The organism is Hymenobacter tibetensis (assembly GCF_022827545.1).
Taxonomy (GTDB): Bacteria; Bacteroidota; Bacteroidia; order Cytophagales; family Hymenobacteraceae; genus Hymenobacter; species Hymenobacter tibetensis.
The window spans coordinates 4,001,713-4,019,255 of record NZ_CP094669.1; the positions used below are offsets into that span (position 1 = coordinate 4,001,713).

Annotated in this window: 15 protein-coding genes; 6 read left to right on the forward strand and 9 right to left on the reverse strand. The window is 57.7% G+C overall.

Going from position 1 to position 17,543, the window contains the following annotated elements:
- The first annotated feature begins 15 nt into the window (after window positions 1-15).
- Window positions 16-804 (forward strand): LytR/AlgR family response regulator transcription factor, encoded by a 789-nt coding sequence (locus MTX78_RS16000; protein ID WP_243796280.1) that lies wholly within the window; start codon window positions 16-18, stop codon window positions 802-804.
- On the opposite strand, the gene MTX78_RS16005 is transcribed toward MTX78_RS16000, so the two are convergent.
- From MTX78_RS16005 to MTX78_RS16030, 6 genes are all read right to left on the reverse strand, one after another.
- Entirely contained in the window at window positions 801-1,325 is a 525-nt protein-coding gene (locus tag MTX78_RS16005) for a hypothetical protein (protein ID WP_243796281.1), read from the reverse strand. The genes MTX78_RS16000 and MTX78_RS16005 overlap by 4 nt on opposite strands.
- A gap of 98 nt (window positions 1,326-1,423) precedes the next feature.
- Entirely contained in the window at window positions 1,424-2,209 is a 786-nt protein-coding gene (locus MTX78_RS16010; protein WP_243796283.1) for a LytR/AlgR family response regulator transcription factor, read from the reverse strand.
- 174 nt (window positions 2,210-2,383) lie between these two features.
- A complete protein-coding gene (locus MTX78_RS16015; RefSeq protein ID WP_243796288.1) occupies window positions 2,384-3,523 on the reverse strand; it encodes an alkene reductase in 1,140 nt (379 codons plus the stop codon).
- A gap of 132 nt (window positions 3,524-3,655) precedes the next feature.
- A complete protein-coding gene (locus MTX78_RS16020) occupies window positions 3,656-4,747 on the reverse strand; it encodes a sensor histidine kinase (protein ID WP_243796293.1) in 1,092 nt (363 codons plus the stop codon).
- 119 nt (window positions 4,748-4,866) lie between these two features.
- The gene (locus tag MTX78_RS16025; protein ID WP_243796298.1) at window positions 4,867-5,568 is read right to left on the reverse strand and encodes a hypothetical protein; all 702 of its coding nucleotides are present in this window, start codon (window positions 5,566-5,568) and stop codon (window positions 4,867-4,869) included.
- A 288-nt stretch (window positions 5,569-5,856) separates the two neighbouring features.
- Window positions 5,857-8,052, reverse strand: a complete 2,196-nt coding sequence (locus MTX78_RS16030; protein WP_243796300.1) for a TonB-dependent receptor — start codon at window positions 8,050-8,052, stop codon at window positions 5,857-5,859.
- A 166-nt stretch (window positions 8,053-8,218) separates the two neighbouring features.
- Between MTX78_RS16030 and MTX78_RS16035 the strand changes: the two genes are divergently transcribed.
- The 3 genes from MTX78_RS16035 to MTX78_RS16045 all read left to right on the forward strand — a co-directional run bounded on the left by MTX78_RS16035 (window position 8,219) and on the right by MTX78_RS16045 (window position 11,218).
- Window positions 8,219-9,517 (forward strand): hypothetical protein, encoded by a 1,299-nt coding sequence (locus MTX78_RS16035; RefSeq protein WP_243796302.1) that lies wholly within the window; start codon window positions 8,219-8,221, stop codon window positions 9,515-9,517.
- Between the two features lie 77 nt (window positions 9,518-9,594).
- Window positions 9,595-10,239, forward strand: coding sequence for an MOSC domain-containing protein (locus MTX78_RS16040; protein WP_243796303.1), 645 nt, complete (start codon window positions 9,595-9,597; stop codon window positions 10,237-10,239).
- Window positions 10,240-10,339: 100 nt separating this feature from the next.
- Window positions 10,340-11,218: a pirin family protein gene (locus tag MTX78_RS16045; RefSeq protein ID WP_243796305.1), complete on the forward strand. Its 879-nt coding sequence runs from the start codon at window positions 10,340-10,342 to the stop codon at window positions 11,216-11,218.
- A 188-nt stretch (window positions 11,219-11,406) separates the two neighbouring features.
- Here MTX78_RS16045 and MTX78_RS16050 read toward each other — a convergent pair whose 3' ends face one another.
- Window positions 11,407-11,808 carry a hypothetical protein gene (locus MTX78_RS16050; protein WP_243796306.1) on the reverse strand — a complete coding sequence of 134 codons (402 nt, stop codon included), beginning with the start codon at window positions 11,806-11,808 and terminating at the stop codon, window positions 11,407-11,409.
- 313 nt (window positions 11,809-12,121) lie between these two features.
- On the opposite strand from MTX78_RS16050, the gene MTX78_RS16055 reads away from it, so the two are divergent.
- Together MTX78_RS16055 and MTX78_RS16060 are read left to right on the forward strand one after the other, a co-directional pair.
- The gene (locus tag MTX78_RS16055; RefSeq protein ID WP_243796312.1) at window positions 12,122-13,849 is read left to right on the forward strand and encodes a PQQ-dependent sugar dehydrogenase; all 1,728 of its coding nucleotides are present in this window, start codon (window positions 12,122-12,124) and stop codon (window positions 13,847-13,849) included.
- 208 nt (window positions 13,850-14,057) lie between these two features.
- The gene (locus tag MTX78_RS16060) at window positions 14,058-15,254 is read left to right on the forward strand and encodes a Gfo/Idh/MocA family protein (RefSeq protein WP_243796313.1); all 1,197 of its coding nucleotides are present in this window, start codon (window positions 14,058-14,060) and stop codon (window positions 15,252-15,254) included.
- A gap of 119 nt (window positions 15,255-15,373) precedes the next feature.
- On the opposite strand, the gene MTX78_RS16065 is transcribed toward MTX78_RS16060, so the two are convergent.
- Together MTX78_RS16065 and MTX78_RS16070 are read right to left on the reverse strand one after the other, a co-directional pair.
- Window positions 15,374-16,489 carry a glycoside hydrolase family 43 protein gene (locus tag MTX78_RS16065; RefSeq protein ID WP_243796315.1) on the reverse strand — a complete coding sequence of 372 codons (1,116 nt, stop codon included), beginning with the start codon at window positions 16,487-16,489 and terminating at the stop codon, window positions 15,374-15,376.
- 498 nt (window positions 16,490-16,987) lie between these two features.
- Complete coding sequence (locus tag MTX78_RS16070; protein WP_243796317.1) at window positions 16,988-17,530, reverse strand: DUF4136 domain-containing protein; 543 nt, start codon at window positions 17,528-17,530, stop codon at window positions 16,988-16,990.
- Window positions 17,531-17,543: the final 13 nt, after the last annotated feature.

Consider the following 17,543-nt stretch of genomic DNA (forward strand, 5'->3'; position numbering starts at 1 on the left):
AACTCGCTGCCGCGCATGAACGTTCTGCTGCTTGAAGACGAATATCCAGCCGCAGAGCGTTTGCAGCGCCTGTTGCTGGAAGCATGCCCCGAGGCGCACCTGCTAGCCGTACTCGACAGCGTAGCGGGTGCCCTGAAGTGGCTGGCTACCAACCCCGCACCCGACCTGATTTTGTCTGATATCCAACTGGCCGATGGGTTGAGTTTGGAGGTGTTCGAGCAGGCCGTGGTGCGCAGCCCCGTCATCTTCACCACCGCTTACGACGCTTACGCCATTCGGGCTTTCAAAGCCAACAGCGTGGACTATTTGCTGAAGCCTGTGAAGCTGGCGGAGTTGCAGGCGGCTCTTACCAAGCTGCGCGAATGGCGCAGCCCCGTGGCTGCACCGCAAACTGCCAGCGTAGCCGACGACAGAGCCCAGCGCCTCGAGCGCCTTCTCGACAGCCTCCCTCGCCCCGACCGGCAATACAAAACACGCTTTCTGGTTCGTAGCGGCGAGCAGTTGCTGCCTGTATCTGTTGGGCAGATAGCGTGGTTTCAGAGCCGCCACGAAAACACCACCCTCGTTGTCACCGACGGCCGCCGCTTCGTGGTCGATTATACGTTGGAACAACTGGAAAGCCTGCTCGACCCAAGCCAGTTTTTTCGCCTCAACCGTCAGTTCATCGCGCAGCTGCCGGCCGTACAGCGTTTGCACCCGCACTTCAACGGCAAGCTGCTGCTCGATTTGCACCCTGCCCCCACTGAGGAAGTCCTAATAAGCCGGGAGAAGGCCAACGCAGTGAAGCAATGGCTGGAAGGCTAGCTACCCGTGCCGTTGGCGGTGGCGTGGGCCAGAAACCAAACCAGTCCGCCCCCGGCCGCTACGCCAGCTAGGGCACCTGCCACCAGCTCCGGCACCGTATGACGCTGCAGCACCAACCGCGAGGCTGCTACTACTGTTGCTAGAAGCAAGGCCAGCACGCCCCACGTAGCGTACATGTACAGCACCACGCAGGCCAAAAAGAATGACAATGCTGCGTGCAGCGAGATTTTCAGCCAAAAGTTGATTACGTAGCACGTCAACAGCAACAGCCAAGCCGTCAGCAGGCCGTACCGGACTAGCCCCGCCTGTTGCCAAAACAGAACGCCAGTAGCCAGCCCCAGCACCACTAGCAGCACCGGATAAAACGACTGCCGCTCCTTCTGTTGCGACACATCCAAGTTGGAATATGCGCCGCGATACGTTTGACGAAAGCTCCAGATGCCGATGAGTGCCGCCATTGTGGCTACGCTACCAAGGCTCCATTTGGCCGTTGGGTCGTCGTCAAGCTTTTGCCAAGCCATGAAACATACAAACGCTGTGCTTGTAAGCAGCGGGTGCCCTACCCAGGAAATTACCGCCGCCAAACGACGGACGGGTGCAGAAATCATCATGGCAGCGCTTACCTATCCAGCCATGCTTTGAAAGCGGCCACTTTTTCGCGGCTTACCAGCACGGTTTCGTTTTCGGGTACGGTGGGTTTGAGAATGGTTTGGAGGCGGGAGTTGGTGTAGTGAATGATGTCGTGAATGGACTCGGCGTGGGCCAGGTAGGCGCGGTTGAGGCGGAAAAACTCGGTGGGGTCGAGTAGCTGCTCGAGCTGCTCGAGTGTGTAATCGACCACAAAGCGGCGGCCTTCGCGGGTGTGCAGCAGCGTTACTTTTTCCAGGCTGGCAAAGTAGGCTATCTGCTCTACCGGAATGGCTTTCAAATGCTCTCCTACCCGCACCACGAACCGGGCCTTGTACTCCTTGGCCGGTTGCGCCTGCTGGAGCACCCGCGCCAGCAGCGCCGCATCGAAGGTGGGCGTGGCCGCTGCCCGCAGCTGGTGCAGCTTGCTGAGAGCCGCCGTCAGTTCCTCGGGGTCAATGGGCTTGAGCAGGTAATCGACGCTGTTCACCTTGAACGCGCGCAGAGCGTACTTGTCATAAGCCGTAGTGAAGATGACGGGGCTGCGGATTTCCATTCGCTCGAACAGCTCGAAGCTCAGCCCATCGGCCAAATGAATATCGAGAAACAGCACGTCGGGCGCTGGCTGCAACTTCTGCAGCAACGCCTCGGCCTCCGCCACCGACTCTGCTTTGCCCACCACTTCAAGAGCCGGCTGTTGCTTGCTCAGCAACCCAGCCAGCCGGTTGGCCGCCAGCGGTTCGTCTTCTATAATGAGGGCACGTAAGGGTTGCGGCATAAAATGCGGAGAGAAGTAGGTACAGAGCTAGAAGCGGCCAAGGGTAGCAAGTTCTGGAAAGTAGCGCAACAAAACGTACTACCCCCGCTTTTGCAGCTAATAAAGCGGCACAAAAAAGCCAGCCGCTTGGTAGCGGCTGGCTTTGTATTCACTCATTAATCGGCAGCGTGCTGCTTACTTCTTGCTTTGGTCGATGTCCTGGGTGGCGGAAGCTGTTGCTTCTTCCAGCGAAGGATAGTCGATATAGCCGTGGTCGTCGCCGCCGTAGAACGTTGCCTGATCGGGGTTGTTGAGGGCCGTACCACGCTGGTAACGCTCCACCAGATCGGGGTTGGCAATGAACGGAACGCCAAAGGCAATCAGGTCGGCTTCGTTGTTGGCGAGGGCAGCTTCGGCGGTTTCCTGCGTGTAGCCACCGTTTAAAATGAATGGCCCCTTGAAAATCTTGCGTAATGCTGGGCCTACTGGCTCCTGGCCGGGCTCCACCGCCATGCTGTGGCCGGGCAGCGCCTCGATAACGTGTAGGTATGCCAACCCAAACTTATTAAGCTGCTCGGTTACGTAGCTGAACGTAGCTAAGCGGTTGGAATCGTTGATACCACCTACCCGGCCGGTTGGCGACAGGCGGATGCCGGTGCGGTCGGCGCCAAACACGCCAGCTACTGCTTCCACCACTTCCAGCGCGAAACGGGCGCGGTTTTCCACGCTGCCGCCGTACTCGTCGGTGCGCTTGTTGGTGCCGTCCTGGATGAACTGGTCCACCAAATAGCCGTTGGCACCATGGACTTCCACCCCATCGAACCCAGCTTTTTTGGCGTTTTCAGCGGCTTTGCGGAAGTCTTCCACCACTGCTTTCACCTCGTGCGTTTCCAAGGCCCGCGGCGTTGGAATTTCTTCCATACCGCTGCCGGTGAAGGCTTTCACGCCCGTGGGCTGCACGGCCGAAGGAGCTACGGGCAGCCCACCATTGTGGAAAAATGGGTGCGAAATAGCGCCCACGTGCCACAGCTGCATAAAAATGCGGCCACCCGCCGCGTGCACCGCGTCCGTTACCTTTTTCCAGCCAGCCACTTGAGCGTCTGAATAAATGCCGGGCGTGTAGATATAGCCCACGCCTTGCTGTGAAATCTGGGAGCCCTCCGTAATGATGAGGCCCGCAGAAGCGCGCTGCACGTAGTACTCCACCGTTGAATCGGTAGGCACGTTGCCATCGTTGTTGGCCCGGCTACGGGTCATGGGCGCCATGGCAAAGCGGTTAGGCAAGCTCAGCGGGCCTAGTTGAAAAGAGGTGAACAAGGTTGATTCCTGACTCATGATTGGGTAGCTGAAAAGCGGGTTATATTTCTTGCAATTCAATTGCCTACAACCAATCCAAGTTTATGAATGTTTTATCTCACTGAATCTTTCTCTTGTTTGCCCATGCTTCTATTGCTTAAGCGCTAAGCCTCAGCTTGAAAAAATTGGAGAGCTTGCCAGCGTCAACACCGGCAGCGTCACCACAAACTCTGCTTCCGTCTTGTGCACGGTCAGTGGCTGGGAAGTCAGGAAGGCATACCGCGCCGACAAGTTCTGCAACCCCAGGCCCGTCGATTCGCCGTCGGGCACCCGGCGGTAGCGCAGGGCATTGCGCACGGTAAGTTGCTGGCTGGCCACGTCCAACCTAATGCTGATGCGCAGCGGCTGCTTCTGGCTGGTGGCGTTGTGCTTGAGGGCGTTTTCGACCAGCAACTGCACAGCCAGCGGCGGCACTAGCAGCTGGTCTAAGTAGGCAGCTGGCGGCAGATTTATTTCCACCTCCAGTCCGTCGCCGAGGCGGGTGCGCTGCAAGAACACGTAGGCTTCCACGAACTGCATTTCCTCAGCCAGCGTCACCACTTCCTGTTCCTGGCTGTCGAGCACGTAGCGGTACACCTTCGCGAGCTGGCGAACGAAGCGCGTGGCGCGGGCGGGGTCTTCTTCTTCGATGAGAGAAGTCAGGGCGTTCAGGGAATTGAAGAGAAAGTGCGGGTCCACCTGGCGGCGCAGAGAATCGAGGCGGGCCACGGCGTTTTCCTTTTCCACCCGTTCGGCCCGGATGGCCGCTTCGCGCCATTGCAGCAAAAACGAGCGGCTATGCAAAAACAGCGAGATGATGAGCGTGACAATCAGCGGCACCACAAAATTGCCCCGGTTGCTCGACCGAAAAAGGGACCCCAGAGGCTCGTGCCAATACAAGACAGTAAACGCCGTCTGCACGCCCACAATCACCACCAACGACCCGGTCAAGGAAACCAGCAGCGTAACCACCAGCCGGCGGAGCGGCCGGTCTGTCCACGACATGCGCTTGTTGAGCCAATCTACCCCGTAGCCGTTGGCCAGCCACAGTGCCATGGTGTACACGGTGGTGTAGGCAAAGGTGATGGGCCAGTTTTTCCAGTCGTTCAACGCCGACAGCACCACACTCACGCTCAAGCAAACCGCCAGCAACGACCGTAGCGTCTTGCGCAGCGTCGCCCAGGAGCGTTGGTCGGGCAAATAGCCGGGGGTGAAGTCAGGCATGGCGGAGGCGGTGAAGTTTCTGGCCAAGTATAAGGAAATTGTGAGTTGCCGGTGAAGGCCGCTACCAGTTGCCAGGTGGAAGAACTTACACCTGGCAACTGGTAGATTCCTCTTGGCTGCTATTTGGTGGTTACGGCGGCGGTGTCGTACTGCTTGAGCAGGCTAGTCAGTTGGCCTTTACCCCAGTCGGGGGCAATGCTGGAAGCGGGCTTGAAGGTATCAAAGCAGGTTTTCGCTTTTTGGTAGTGCGGCTTGGCAGCTTCAGGGCCGCCACCAAACATCTTGGGCCGGAAGTTGAAATCGTTGCCGCGCACCAGATGCACGCGCGGGTTCTGCGGATTTGCCTTTTCCGCCTCACCCAAGCTTTCGCCTACCATAGCCGTGTATTGCATCGCCCGGGTCATCGGCGACACCATGATGCGGCCCTGGTAGAGGTAGGCCTGCATCACGCCTATTTCTGAAGCATCGGCGGCGGGTAGTGCGCGGGCTTGGTCTAGCGCCGTTTGGGCCTGGTCGAAGTACTTGTCCTGCTGGTCTTTGCCTTTAGCAACGAAGCCGAGCCGCACGTAGCCATACGCTTGGTAGTAGCGCGGCAGCCAATCGTTGCTGGCTACGGTAGCCGCACGCTCGAACTTGCTGATAGCTTGCTGGGTGGCAGCCGGGTCGTTGGTGCTTTGCAATTCCTTGATGGTGGCAACCATCATGTTAGTGTACGCGTCGGCAGCAACAGCGGCTGTGGCAGGAGTTGCCGGAGCAGAGGTTTGCGCCGTAGCAGCAAACGAAGCGGCGAAGAATGCGAGGGCGAGCAGGGGCTTTTTCATGAGCTGGAAAGAAAGTGGAGTGGACTACTGTGGTTGACTGCTGTAAAGGTGTGCGGCCACGGGCAGGGCGGAAAGTTGCTGTTACCGAAGCGTCGAATGAGGTGGATGAAGCGTAGTGCCGGGGACCTCACCCCCCCACCCCCTCTCCTCGGGGAGAGGGGGACCAATTCCTATTTGTAGTTGCCTTATTGGCTCTTTTCCGTAGGGAAGGTGCCTCACTACTTTTTAGAGCTAGCTTTTCCTAGTTCCCCCTCTCCCCAAGAAGAGGGGACTAGGGGTGAGGTCCCGCTACTCGGGCCGCTCGTTCACGTCGCCAGGGTTTTTCTTGTTTATCGAGATGAACACGCCCACAAACAGCATGCGGGGCGCGGTGGGTGTCACGGCCACGCGGTTGAACTGGCCGCTGGCAGCGGGGGTGCTGGCGTAGCGGTAGCCGTACACATTCTGGCGGCCGAGCAGGTTGGAGGCCGAGACGTGGACGATGGTGAACTGGCCGAACAGGCGGGTGAGGTAGCTGGCATTCAGGCTAACATCCTGATAGGTGGGCAGTACGCCTTGGTTGTAGCCTTCCTGATTGTAGTCGTGGTAGCGGCGGGGGCTACCATAGGAGGCGGTGGCCCCAAAAAGCGTATTGAGTTTGGGTACCCAATACTTGCCGACTACCGATACGTTGTGCCGGGCGGCGAAGGTGGGCACGGCAGCTACGGGGTCGGCGCGGTATTGGCGGCGGGTGTCGAGGAGGCCGTAGCTTACCCAATACTCCAGGTTCTTCACCGTTTTCCGGTCGCGCCAGAGCACGTCGAGGCCGCGGGCGTAGCCGGTACCGCCGTTGTCGTAGGTGGCGGCGTTGCGCAGATCCTGGCCGTCGTAGCGGGTGAGGTGGTTGTAGGTTTTGCGGTACACTTCTGCTTGCAGCAGCTTGCCGTCGTGGTTGTATTGATAGGTGAGCACCGAATGCGTGGCTTGCTCGAAGCGCAGACTAGGCTGCACCAGCAGCAAGCTGTTGTCAGGCGTTTGGTAGAACCGGCCGTAAGCGCCGGACACCGAGCTATTCTCGCTGGTTTGGTAAGCCAGGGCCAGGCGGGGAGCAGCATTAGCCTTGCCAAGTAGCGCCGAATACTCCACCCGGCCGCCAACCCGGCCCGCCAGCCGGTCGCTCAACTGGAAGTCTGATTCCACGAAGCCAGCCGCCCGCTTTTCGATGAAGCTGGTTTCGTACCGAGTGTCGGCGTCGATGACGTGAGGCTGGTACTGTTGGGTTACTTGTTGCCCTACGCCTTCTACTCCGAGCTTGAGGTTCCAGCGGGAGCCCGCCGAGTCGTTGGTCAGCACCACCCGGCCTACCAGAGCTTGCTCCAGGGTGCGCAGCCGCAGCGTATCGGGTTGCACGTCTTTGTCGTCGCGCGACAGGGCCACGCCGGTTTGCACGCTCCAGCCGCGGCGCAAGGGGCTGCGGAAGGTGGTGTTGAGGTAGCCGTTGCCATTTTGTAGCGCTACCGTTTGCTGGCCGACGGGCTCGGGGCTAGGCTGCCGGATGGTGAGGCGTTGCGCGCTCCAGGTGCCGTACACTTTCAACATCCCGGCCTGGCCGGTGCGGTGGGCCAACTTGACGGACCCACTGCCCGAGCGGGGCGCTTGCACCCACTCTACATTCTGCGGTATCAGCCCGGTGTAAGGCGTCAGGTTGGTATAATCGGCCGATACATCCAGCGAAGTTTGCTCCCACCGCTTGGTGCGCGAAGCTCCCACAAACAAGTTGCTTACCGATAATCCCGTTTGCGTTTCCTGCGACAAGTCCGTGGAGTTCAGCAGCAGCACGCCCGACAGTGCCTGCCCGTATAGCGCCGAATAGCCGCCAGTGCTAAACACCGTGCCCCGAAACAGCGTGGGCGAAAACCGGCCGCGGGCGGGCACGGCGGGCACCGACCCGGCGTAGAAGTTCTGCACAGGCAGGCCGTCCATGTACACTTTGGTTTCATTGGCGGCCCCACCACGCACGAACAGCATGCCGTCCTCTCCTACTTTGGTGGTGCCAGGCAGCGTGTTAAGGGCGCCCGCTACGTCGGCTAACGCGCCCGCTGTGGTCTGCACGTCGCGGGTGTTGAGGGCGGCGGAGCGCTTCTCGTCGCTGGCCTCAAAGGCGCCAGCCGTTACCACCACCGAGCCCAAGGCATGCGGAGTGCCCTTCATCTTCAAGCTCAGCTTCAGTGGCTGCCCGTTCAAAGCCAGTGGCAACTCCTGCGGCTGATACCCCAACAAGCTCAATACCAGCGTAGCGGCCCCGGCCTGCTGCGTCTCGAACCGGAAGGCGCCCAGCGTATCGGTGCTGGTACCATCGAAGGTACCGCGCAGGAACACGTTCACGCCCGGCAGGGCCTGCCCCGCTGCGTCGCGGACGGTACCGCTGAGCATGGTAGTGGATTGGGCCCGCAGCCCCAAGGTGGAGGCCAGCAGCAAGAGCAGCGCGAGTAGCAGACGTTTCATGGCGGTAACAGCGAAGTGATGCTCAAATGTGAGCTACTGCCGAAGCCAATGAAATTTGCAGTTACTGAAGCGTAGGATTAGGGGGATGAAGTGTAGAAAGGCAGTTTTGTGTGGCGCTATACACCTACTTTAGGTCCACAATCAAGCAGATAACCTGCTACGCTGAATGACTGATAAAACAAGAATCAAAAGAATATTTCGTAGTGTGATTAGACGTGGGACAGGCCGAGCGCATTTAATGATGCGTGATTATCCTACTATTAATTTCTCTCAGGAAATTCTAAAAGCCGCAGTTCATAATTACGCCTACGACCCGCAGTGTGAAGGCAGTCGGGAGCAATACATTGTCGAACTAATCAATCTTGCACCTCAAAAAGCGCTGCTTATTCCTAGAGTACTGCAAAAGCTTGTAGAACAGAAGGAAAACACATGGGGCCTATCACAACTATTCGACATAGCTAAACTATTAGCTAAATCAGGCAATGTGGAGGCGAGGCAAGCTCTCTACCAGCGTTTTGAATCGGGCACTCTTCCCGAATATGCCTATGATGGTGAATATGCCCTTGTAGACCTCGATGGAATTGAGGGCCTAAAACACGTAGCCGAAGTCAGGGGGGCACTACTACTCATTGATTATGAAGACCACGAAGATGACTGCCTGATCAACTATGCTCAAAGAGAAAATCCAGGTATTGGTGTGGAAGAAGAGCTGAAGAAAGCAGCCCAAAATAACGTGTACATCACCCGATACCTCGCTGCTGTAGATGAGGATCGACAACGAGAAAAACAGACGCCACCCCGGCCAGTACTGGACTTCGAGTTTATTCGCAATACTATCAACCAAAAAACCAGGAGATGGATACCAGCCTCTGCCGTCCAAAAACTGGCCCGCAAGGAAATCAAGCAATTGGCCGATGATTTCTTACTTGAAACCGATCGAAGTAGGCAGGAGATGTATCTGCGCCTATTTAGCCACGTCAAATTCCCTCATGGGTACGAGAGACTACTAACGCTCGCGCAGACTGTACCTCTGCATGCCAATACCAGTCAATTACTGATTAGTCTGGTTAATGCTCTAGAACTTTTCAAGGCTCCTGCTATCCGAGAATTTGCGCTTACCGCACTCATTACTTCCAACGCCCCCTGGATCTATACTGATTTGTTGATTAATAATTATCGCAGAGGTGATCATACGTTACTCACACGCTTGGTGGAGCAAGCCAAAACTGAACTTGAAATAGAAAACTTAGCGAGCAGCTACTGTCGCATTTATCGAAAAAACGCTACCAAGCATTGTCTTGAGCCGCTGAACAAAATATACCACCACATGAACTGCGGCATTCACCGGGAAGATGTGGTGGAAATACTGCTCAGGAGAGGCGTGCTACCGAATAAGATTCGAGACGAAATTCCGTTTGACAGCAATACCAGCGTGCGGGAGCTATTGAATCTGAAGCAGACGTAACAGCATTTTTCTTTACCTCAACCATCCCGCACCCGCTCCCTATCTTGTGCTAGCTTACCTCTAACCACTGTAACGCCATGCACATCGCCTCTCTCAACATCGGACTGCCCCAGGAATATGTCTGGAACAGCAAATTGGTCCGCACCAGCATCTTTAAGCAGCCCGTTACGGAGCCCGTACAGGTATATCAGGAGCACTTAGCTGGCGACGGGCAGGCCGACTTGCGGGTGCACGGCGGCCCCGACAAAGCGGTGTATGCCTATCCGCAAGAGCATTATGCGTTCTGGCAAGAGTACCTACCCGCCGAAAAGCTGGTGCCGGGAGCTTTTGGCGAGAACTTAACCACTGTTGGGCTGCTGGAAAGTGAAGTACGCATAGGCGACTTGTACCAGATAGGTACGGCCGTGCTCATGGCTTTTCAGCCGCGCCAGCCCTGTTTTAAGTTGGGCATCCGGCTGCAAGACGACAGCATGGTGCAGCGCTTCGAAAGGGCGCGGCGCAGCGGCATCTATTTTCGGGTGCAGCAGGAGGGCGTCGTACAAGCCGGTGACGTTATCACGCTGGTGCAGCGCTCCGCCTACAATGTCACCATTCAGGACATAGTCGACAACGGTGCTGCCGAGGCCCCCGACCCGTATAAGATTCAGGAAATCCTGGACATGCCGTATCTAACGGCGTCTTGGCGCAAGCGCTTCACGCTGATGTTAGAAGGAAGCCGTTGATTTTTGTTAGGTGACGTAAGTAACTCGAAAAGCTTGCTGCTCGATATAGCACGCGCAGTGGCTTTGTTCGGGTTACTTGGCATCTACCTTACTTCATCGTATGAGCACTTCCTTTCGTCGCATTTTTCAGGTTATTGATGGCAATAAGAAGTTCGTCGGCGACGGCTTCGATGTAACCAGCCCGATGCCGGGGCCGCGTATCCGCCAGCTGAGCCCGTACCTGCTCATCGACCACACCGGCCCGATGCAGGTCGCGCCTACCGATGCGCCCTTGGGCACGCCGCCGCACCCACACCGCGGCTTCGAAACCGTGACGGTGGTATATGAGGGCGCCCTCGCCCACCGCGACACGGCCGGCCACAGCGGCACCCTCGGCCCCGGCGACGTGCAGTGGATGACAGCCGGCGCGGGCCTGCTGCACGAAGAACGCCACGAGAAAGAGTTTGCCCAGCAGGGCGGCACGCTGGAGCTGCTACAGCTATGGGTGAACGTACCCAAAAAGGACAAGTTGGCCCCGCCTCGTTACCAGAACATCCGGAGCGCCAGCATTCCTAGTCTGCCCCTACCCGATGGGCAGAGCAGCATCCGCGTTGTTGCGGGCACCTACGAGAACCTGAGTGGCCCCGCCGAAACCTTCTCGCCCATCACGCTCCTGGATGTGCATTTAGCTCCCGGCGCAGAAACCACCCTGCACCTGCCCGCTGATTACAACGTGGGCATTTATGTAGTGAAAGGCGCCATTACGCTCCACGGCAACCGACCCGCCGCTACGAAACAGCTGGTGGTATTCGGGTGGGATTCACCCGATATTCAGCTTACGGCCACCGAGGAAACCGTTTTGCTGGTGTTGGCTGGAGCGCCTATTGAAGAGCCGCTGGCTACCTATGGCCCCTTCGTAATGAACACCAACCAGGAACTGGTGCAAGCTATTGCCGACTTTGAAAGCGGCGGTATGGGCAAGTTCCCCGAAGATGAATAGCGAATAGGAAGGTAGCCTTTCATGCAAGGATGCCTGCTCATTTACAGTTTACAAGTACGTCTCTACACAACAACGCCCATACCAGTACGGTATGGGCGTTGTTGTGTAGAGACGTAGCTAAATTGTTGGGTTCCTAACAAACTGGCGTAGTATTACGTCACTAAGCAGGAGCCTGATCAGCAGCTAACTTAGTCGGCGTTGCCGGTAGCACCGTCGTCGGTGAATTCACCTTCGTTGTTGGGGTTGTGCATCGTCGAGTCGGCTACTTCTTGGTTCAGGGCCACATCAACGGGGGCTGGAGCTTCGGCGTTAGGAGCCGTTGGGCTGCCCTTTTTGCCGCCTGAAGATTTGGCACCGCCTTGCTTGCCGGTCAGAAACGACCAATCTATTTTGCCTTTGGTGAGGTAGTAGGCACCAGCTGCGGCAGCGGCAACTCCCGCACCAACAAGAGCAGTGGTTTGGTTTTTAGTGAGCTTCAACTTGGTTAAGCCCGCCAATTTGTTGTTGCCGGTGCTAGTCGTTTTTTTGGTCTTGTTTTTCTTTTTGGTCATGATATCAGAAGCTGAGTGCATGGTTGAAAATGAAGGCATAGTAGGGTAAATTCCTCTTGCACTAGAGGCGCCAGCGGCCCTTAGGAAGCGTAACGGACTGCACGCTCCCAACCGCACCGTGGTAGCTGTTATACGGTGGTGGTGGAAGATGTTATACTGATTTCACGAATCAATTTCATATTTCACAGCCGGACTAGGCCTCACTGAGCAGCTTCGAACTGGTGGCTCAAACAAGCGGCGCGCCCCACAAAACACAACTTTCGCCGCAAGGTCAACCATAACATAATGCATGGGCAGGGAGTAAGGAAAACCACTTCATACTGAAGCTTTCTATCTATTTCTCTGCGTGTTTATGCGGCTGCGACTTGTTGTTTTATGGACTTTATATGCCCTGCTAACCAGCACGGCCAACGCCCAAACCATCGTGGGGCCGCAAGGCGAACGGTTCACGGAACGGGTGGTAGCCCGCCAGCTCAGCGACCCGTGGGAAGTCACCTACGGCCCCGACAATTTTCTGTGGATGACCGAAGCCAAAGGCTACCGCGTCAGCCGCCTCGACCCCGCCACCGGCACCCGGCAAGTGCTTTTGGACGTGAGCAAAGAGCGCCAATTTCCCCGCTACGACAAGATTCCGGATTCTTTGGACGGGGGTAAACCGTGGCCGCAGGGTGGGCTGATGGGATTGGCGCTGCACCCACAGTTGCTGCAAGGCCAGCCCTACGTGTACCTAACATACATCTACCGGTTTGCGGGCGCCCAACAGCCGGGCAACGGCAGTTTGCCTAACCACGGTGGCAACTTTTTCACGGCCCGCCTGGTGCGCTACACCTACGATGCTGCCGCCCATACCCTAAGCCGCCCCGTGGTACTCTGCGACACCATTCCGGCCAGCAACGACCACAACTCCGGCCGGCTGCTGATAGCGCCCGTGGCGGGCCGCAACTACCTGTTCTACTCCGTAGGCGACTTGGGCGCGGGCCAGTTCGATAACGGCGGACGAACCAACCACGCCCAAAACCCTAATTCATACGAGGGAAAAATACTGCGCTTCAACCTGGAGCCCGACGCCGACCCCAACACCCAGGAAGCCTGGCTACCCAACGATAACCCGTTCAACACCACGCGGCAAAGTGCGGTATGGAGCATCGGCCACCGCAACGTTCAGGGGCTGGCGTACGCCGAAATAGGTGGCAACGGCAAAATGTACGCATCAGAGCACGGTGCATTTTCCGATGATGAAATTAACCTCATCGAGCGAGGCAAAAACTACGGGCATCCGTTGGTATTGGGCTTTGCTGATGGCAACTACAACGGCCTAGCGGCCGCCGCCTCCGAGCACGCCAGCTTGCCTGGTCCCTGGCACACCACTTACCCCACCATCACCAGCGAGCAAGCCAACGCCAAAGCCCTCGGTGCCACCTACCGCGACCCGCTAGCCACGCTCTACCCCCTTAGCCACGACTTTCTGACCACCGTACTCACCCGCACCCGCCGTCACGACCCCGACGAGCCCACCTGGAAGTCGGAAGCGCCGAGCAGTTTGGCCGTGTACACGGCAACCGCCATTCCGGGCTGGCACAACTCCCTGCTGATTCCGACCCTGAAACAAGGCAAGCTGGTCCGCCTGAAGCTACGTGACGACGGCACCGCCGTAGCCAGCGACACCATCATGTACTTCAAGGCGCCCGTCCGGTTCCGCGACCTAGCTGTTTCGCCCGATGGCACCAAACTTTACCTCGCCACCGACAGCGCTACCGTTACCTCGGGCCCTTCCGAAGACGCGCCCAAGGGTACCGCCTGCAAAGGCTGCCTGCTGGAATACACGTATGTTGGCGGCGGCTCTGCTGCTACCCCCACGGTGGCAAACCGCAAGGCACCGAGCCCAGAGAAGGCCATGCAGGAAGCCACAGCCATGGTGCAGAAATTGAAACCCAAAGACCGTCGCGTGAAGCGGGCCGGACTGCCAGCAACACAACGCCCGGTATTCGATTTGCTGCTCAAACCCACCCTGACCGCGGAGGAAAGAGCCCGGGTACAGCAAAACGCCCTTGCCCTGTTGGCGGGCCTCCGGCAGCAGTAACACGGCCGAGCCGCGCTATTGAGCTGGCGCGCGAAACATGACGTCGGTTCGTAGCACGTATTTCACGCTTTAAGAAAGGTTGAACGTAGCGCTTGAGTAGCGTGCCCCACCGTATGAAGGCTCCAGTAGGCTGCAACCTGTTGGGGCCTTCTCGTAACCATCAACCGCTGAATGGGGTACCTCTATTGTACACCAAGCCGCTATAGCTATGAATGCCTTCGACCATCTTTCTTCCACTTCCCGCCGCGAGTTTATGCGCACCCTGTCGTTGGGGCTGGGTGCTACGTTGTTAGGCACTTCGGCGCTGGGCGGGCCCCTATCGTGGCTAGAGGAAATCAGCTACGGGCCTGCTAGTTTGGAGGCTCTACAGACCGGCAAGCAGCTCGGCGTGGCGCTGGTCGGCTTGGGTGGGTACAGCGCCGGGCAGTTGGCCCCGGCTTTGCAGCAAACCAAGCTCTGCAAGCTGGCCGGCATCGTGACGGGCACCCCATCAAAAGCCACCCAATGGAAGCAGCAGTACAAGATTCCTGACCAGAACGTGTACGACTACAAAACCTTCGACCGTATTGCCGATAACCCGGCCATCGACATCATCTACATCGTGCTGCCGGTAGGCTTACACGCCGAGTACGTGGAGCGGGCCGCCCGGGCAGGCAAGCACGTTATCTGTGAGAAGCCGATGGCCAACACCGCCGCCGACTGCCGCCGCATGATTGCCGCCATGCAAAAGTCCGGCAAGAAATTCAGCATCGGCTACCGCCTGCACTTCGAGCCGCACAACCGGGAAATGATGCGCCTGGGTCAGCAGCAAGTGTATGGCCCCATCAAGAAGCTAACCGCCGATAACGGCTTCCGGGCGGGCAGCAAAACGTGGCGCCAAGACAAGAAGCTGGCCGGGGGCGGCCCCCTCATGGACATGGGCATTTATTGCGTGCAGGGCGTTATCTACACCAAAGGCGAGCTGCCGGTATCCGTCACGGCCAAGTTCGGGCCCAAAACCGACCCGGTGCTATTCAAAGATGTGGAGGCAAGCATCAACTGGCAGATGCAGTTTGCCGACGGAGCCGTGGCCGACTGCCGCACCAGCTACGCCGAAAACATGAACAGCCTGCTGCGCGCCGACGCCACCAAGGGTTGGATGGAGCTGCAACCCGCCTACGGCTACGGCGGCCTGCAAGGCCGCACCAGCCAAGGCCCCATGAACATCGAAAACGTGCCGCAGCAGGCCCGCCAGATGGACGACTTTGCCGACTGCATCCTCAACAACAAGCCTACCCGCGTACCCGGCGAAATGGGCCTCCGCGACATGCAGATCATCGAAGCCATCTACCGGGCCGCGGAAACCGGCCAGAAAGTTTCCACCAAAGACGTAGTGGCCGTGCTCGACAAAGTGGGCAGCCGCTAGAATACAACCACCCAAAAAACGGTTATTCCGACCGCAGGGAAGAATCTAGGTAGAGTCGTGCAACGAAACACCCAGATTTTTCTCCGCGGTCGGAACAACCGTTTTAGTGGTAGCAGTACTTACGGATTGATGGTCTCGAAGCCACCGTCGGGCTTACGCTTCAGCTCGGTCACTTTCACGTTGCGGAGCCAGGTTTTGCCCGACAGTTCGGTGTCGTGGTAGAAGATGTACCACTTGCCACCCACTTCCACAATGGAGTGGTGCGTGGTCCAGCCTTCTACGGGGTTCATGAGCACGCCCTGGTAGGTGAAGGGGCCGTAGGGCGAGTCGCCGGTGGCATACGCCAGCAAATGGGTGTCGCCGGTGGAGTACGAGAAGTAGTACTTGTTGTTGTATTTGTGCATCCAGCCACCCTCAAAGAAGCGGTGCTTGGTGTCGCCGGACAAGAAGGGCTTGCCGTCTTGGCCTACAATCTGCACTTCCTTCACGGGCTCATCGAAGCGCAGCATGTCGGAGCTTAAGCGCGCCATTTTGGGCCCAAGGGCCACTTCAGTGGGGCCGGGCTCCTGCTCTTTCGGCTTGCTGGCGTCATACTTTCCGGTGCGCCACCGCTGCAACTGGCCGCCCCAGATGCCGCCCATGTACATATACGTTTTACCGTCGGTGTCGGTGAACACCGCCGGGTCGATGCTGAGGCTGCCTTCTATGGGCTTAGGTTGGGCCTTGAACGGGCCAGTGGGGGAACTACTGGTGGCTACCCCAATGCGGAAAATGTCTTGTTTGTCTTTCAGCGGGAAGTACAGGTAGTACGTGCCGTTTTTGAAAGCCGCATCGGGAGCCCAGAGCTGCCGGCCAGCCCACGGAATGTCTTTGGTGTCCAGCGCCACCCCGTGGTCGGTTACCTTGCCGCCAATGCTGTCCATGGACAGAATGTGGTAGTCGCGCATGGCGAAATGGTCGCCGTTGTCGTTTTCGGGCATCCCCGTCTCGATGTCGTGCGAGGGGTAGATGTATATTTTCCCGTTGAACACGTGGGCCGAAGGGTCGGCGGTATATATTTCTTTGATGAGCGGCTTAGCCAGATACTTTTTCCCGGTGCCAGCGGAATCAGCGGGCACCGTGGTGGCTTGGGTGGAAGCTTCAGAATCGGCCCCCGCTGGGGTGTTGCTCTGGCAGGCGCTGCATAGGGCAAGTGGAACCAGAACAGAAAGGGCGGGCTTCAGGAAATGGGACATGGAGTTCGACAACAGGCTTGAAGTTGGAGCTGAAAAATAACTGTGGAAAGGCATTTCTTCGGTGGATTAGAGCAGTTAGTAACCGGTATATGCTATAAAACCAGGGTACAAGCCAACTCACCGCTGACGCCAAATATAGTATCCTCCGGTAGTAGCTATACCGCCTAAAGAGCCCATTCCCGGAAGATAAACTATCTAATCGATTGCGGTAGGAGCGCCACTTTATGGGGGGCATAACCGCAAGCTTTCCTCGGTTTCTTCCCCTATCTGCTCGTATACAACTCCCTATTGGCGCTGTTGGCGCTCCTCTTTGCAGAAGCATGTTTTTCAAGCAGACAATCCTTCACTAGCACACCGTTTTAGCAGCAGGCTTTCCATCCAGCACTGCAGACGCTACACTATGCGCCGCCACTTCCTAGCGCAGCAAAAAGCCCCAACTCGTGTAGGGTCGGGGCTTTTGCTGTCCGGCAGTTGTCTCGGTGAAACGCTACTGGCTGCCTACTGCCGAGGCGCTACCGGATACTTCTCGAACATCTCGGTGATGCCTTGGTCGATGCGGGCGGCAAGTTTGTCGGGGTCCTTGGAAAGCGTGCTGGCCGCTACTCCTTGCCAGATTTGCTCGTTGCGAGCTGCATCCACCACATCCACCGTGGCGGTACCTTCCGCATAGCTACGTACGGGCACCTGCTCGCTTTGCCAGCGGTAGCGGCGCTGCCCGATGTAGCGCGGCGCTTCGTAGATGGTGGTTTCACGGGTTTGCACTTTTTCCTGGGTTACAACACCAATGTTGACCCACAAGTCGGGCGTGTCGGCGCGCTGGTAGCCGCGGCGCTCCAGTTCCCGGGCCACGGCGCTTTTCAGCTCTTCGATGCCGGCCCCCGACCCTTGAAAGGCCGCTTCGTTGCGGGCCGTCACGTCCATGAAGTTGTAGGTTTTGTAAGCCGAGAAATTCACGCCCGGTGATTGAGTGGTGGACTCCACCCTGACCGGGGTACAGGCAGCCGCCAAGGCCAGCAGAAAAAGCAAAAAGTACGTTTTCATAGTGAGCAGTAGC

Coding starts and splice junctions, on each gene's coding strand:
- MTX78_RS16025 (WP_243796298.1), bottom strand. CDS start 5,568: ATGAAAAAGCCCCTGCTCGCCCTCGCATTCTTCGCCGCTTCGTTTGCT.
- MTX78_RS16035 (WP_243796302.1), top strand. CDS start 8,219: ATGACTGATAAAACAAGAATCAAAAGAATATTTCGTAGTGTGATTAGA.
- MTX78_RS16060 (WP_243796313.1), top strand. CDS start 14,058: ATGAATGCCTTCGACCATCTTTCTTCCACTTCCCGCCGCGAGTTTATG.
- MTX78_RS16065 (WP_243796315.1), bottom strand. CDS start 16,489: ATGTCCCATTTCCTGAAGCCCGCCCTTTCTGTTCTGGTTCCACTTGCC.
- MTX78_RS16010 (WP_243796283.1), bottom strand. CDS start 2,209: ATGCCGCAACCCTTACGTGCCCTCATTATAGAAGACGAACCGCTGGCG.
- MTX78_RS16070 (WP_243796317.1), bottom strand. CDS start 17,530: ATGAAAACGTACTTTTTGCTTTTTCTGCTGGCCTTGGCGGCTGCCTGT.
- MTX78_RS16000 (WP_243796280.1), top strand. CDS start 16: ATGAACGTTCTGCTGCTTGAAGACGAATATCCAGCCGCAGAGCGTTTG.
- MTX78_RS16015 (WP_243796288.1), bottom strand. CDS start 3,523: ATGAGTCAGGAATCAACCTTGTTCACCTCTTTTCAACTAGGCCCGCTG.
- MTX78_RS16045 (WP_243796305.1), top strand. CDS start 10,340: ATGAGCACTTCCTTTCGTCGCATTTTTCAGGTTATTGATGGCAATAAG.
- MTX78_RS16030 (WP_243796300.1), bottom strand. CDS start 8,052: ATGAAACGTCTGCTACTCGCGCTGCTCTTGCTGCTGGCCTCCACCTTG.
- MTX78_RS16020 (WP_243796293.1), bottom strand. CDS start 4,747: ATGCCTGACTTCACCCCCGGCTATTTGCCCGACCAACGCTCCTGGGCG.
- MTX78_RS16040 (WP_243796303.1), top strand. CDS start 9,595: ATGCACATCGCCTCTCTCAACATCGGACTGCCCCAGGAATATGTCTGG.
- MTX78_RS16050 (WP_243796306.1), bottom strand. CDS start 11,808: ATGCCTTCATTTTCAACCATGCACTCAGCTTCTGATATCATGACCAAA.
- MTX78_RS16005 (WP_243796281.1), bottom strand. CDS start 1,325: ATGGCTTGGCAAAAGCTTGACGACGACCCAACGGCCAAATGGAGCCTT.
- MTX78_RS16055 (WP_243796312.1), top strand. CDS start 12,122: ATGCGGCTGCGACTTGTTGTTTTATGGACTTTATATGCCCTGCTAACC.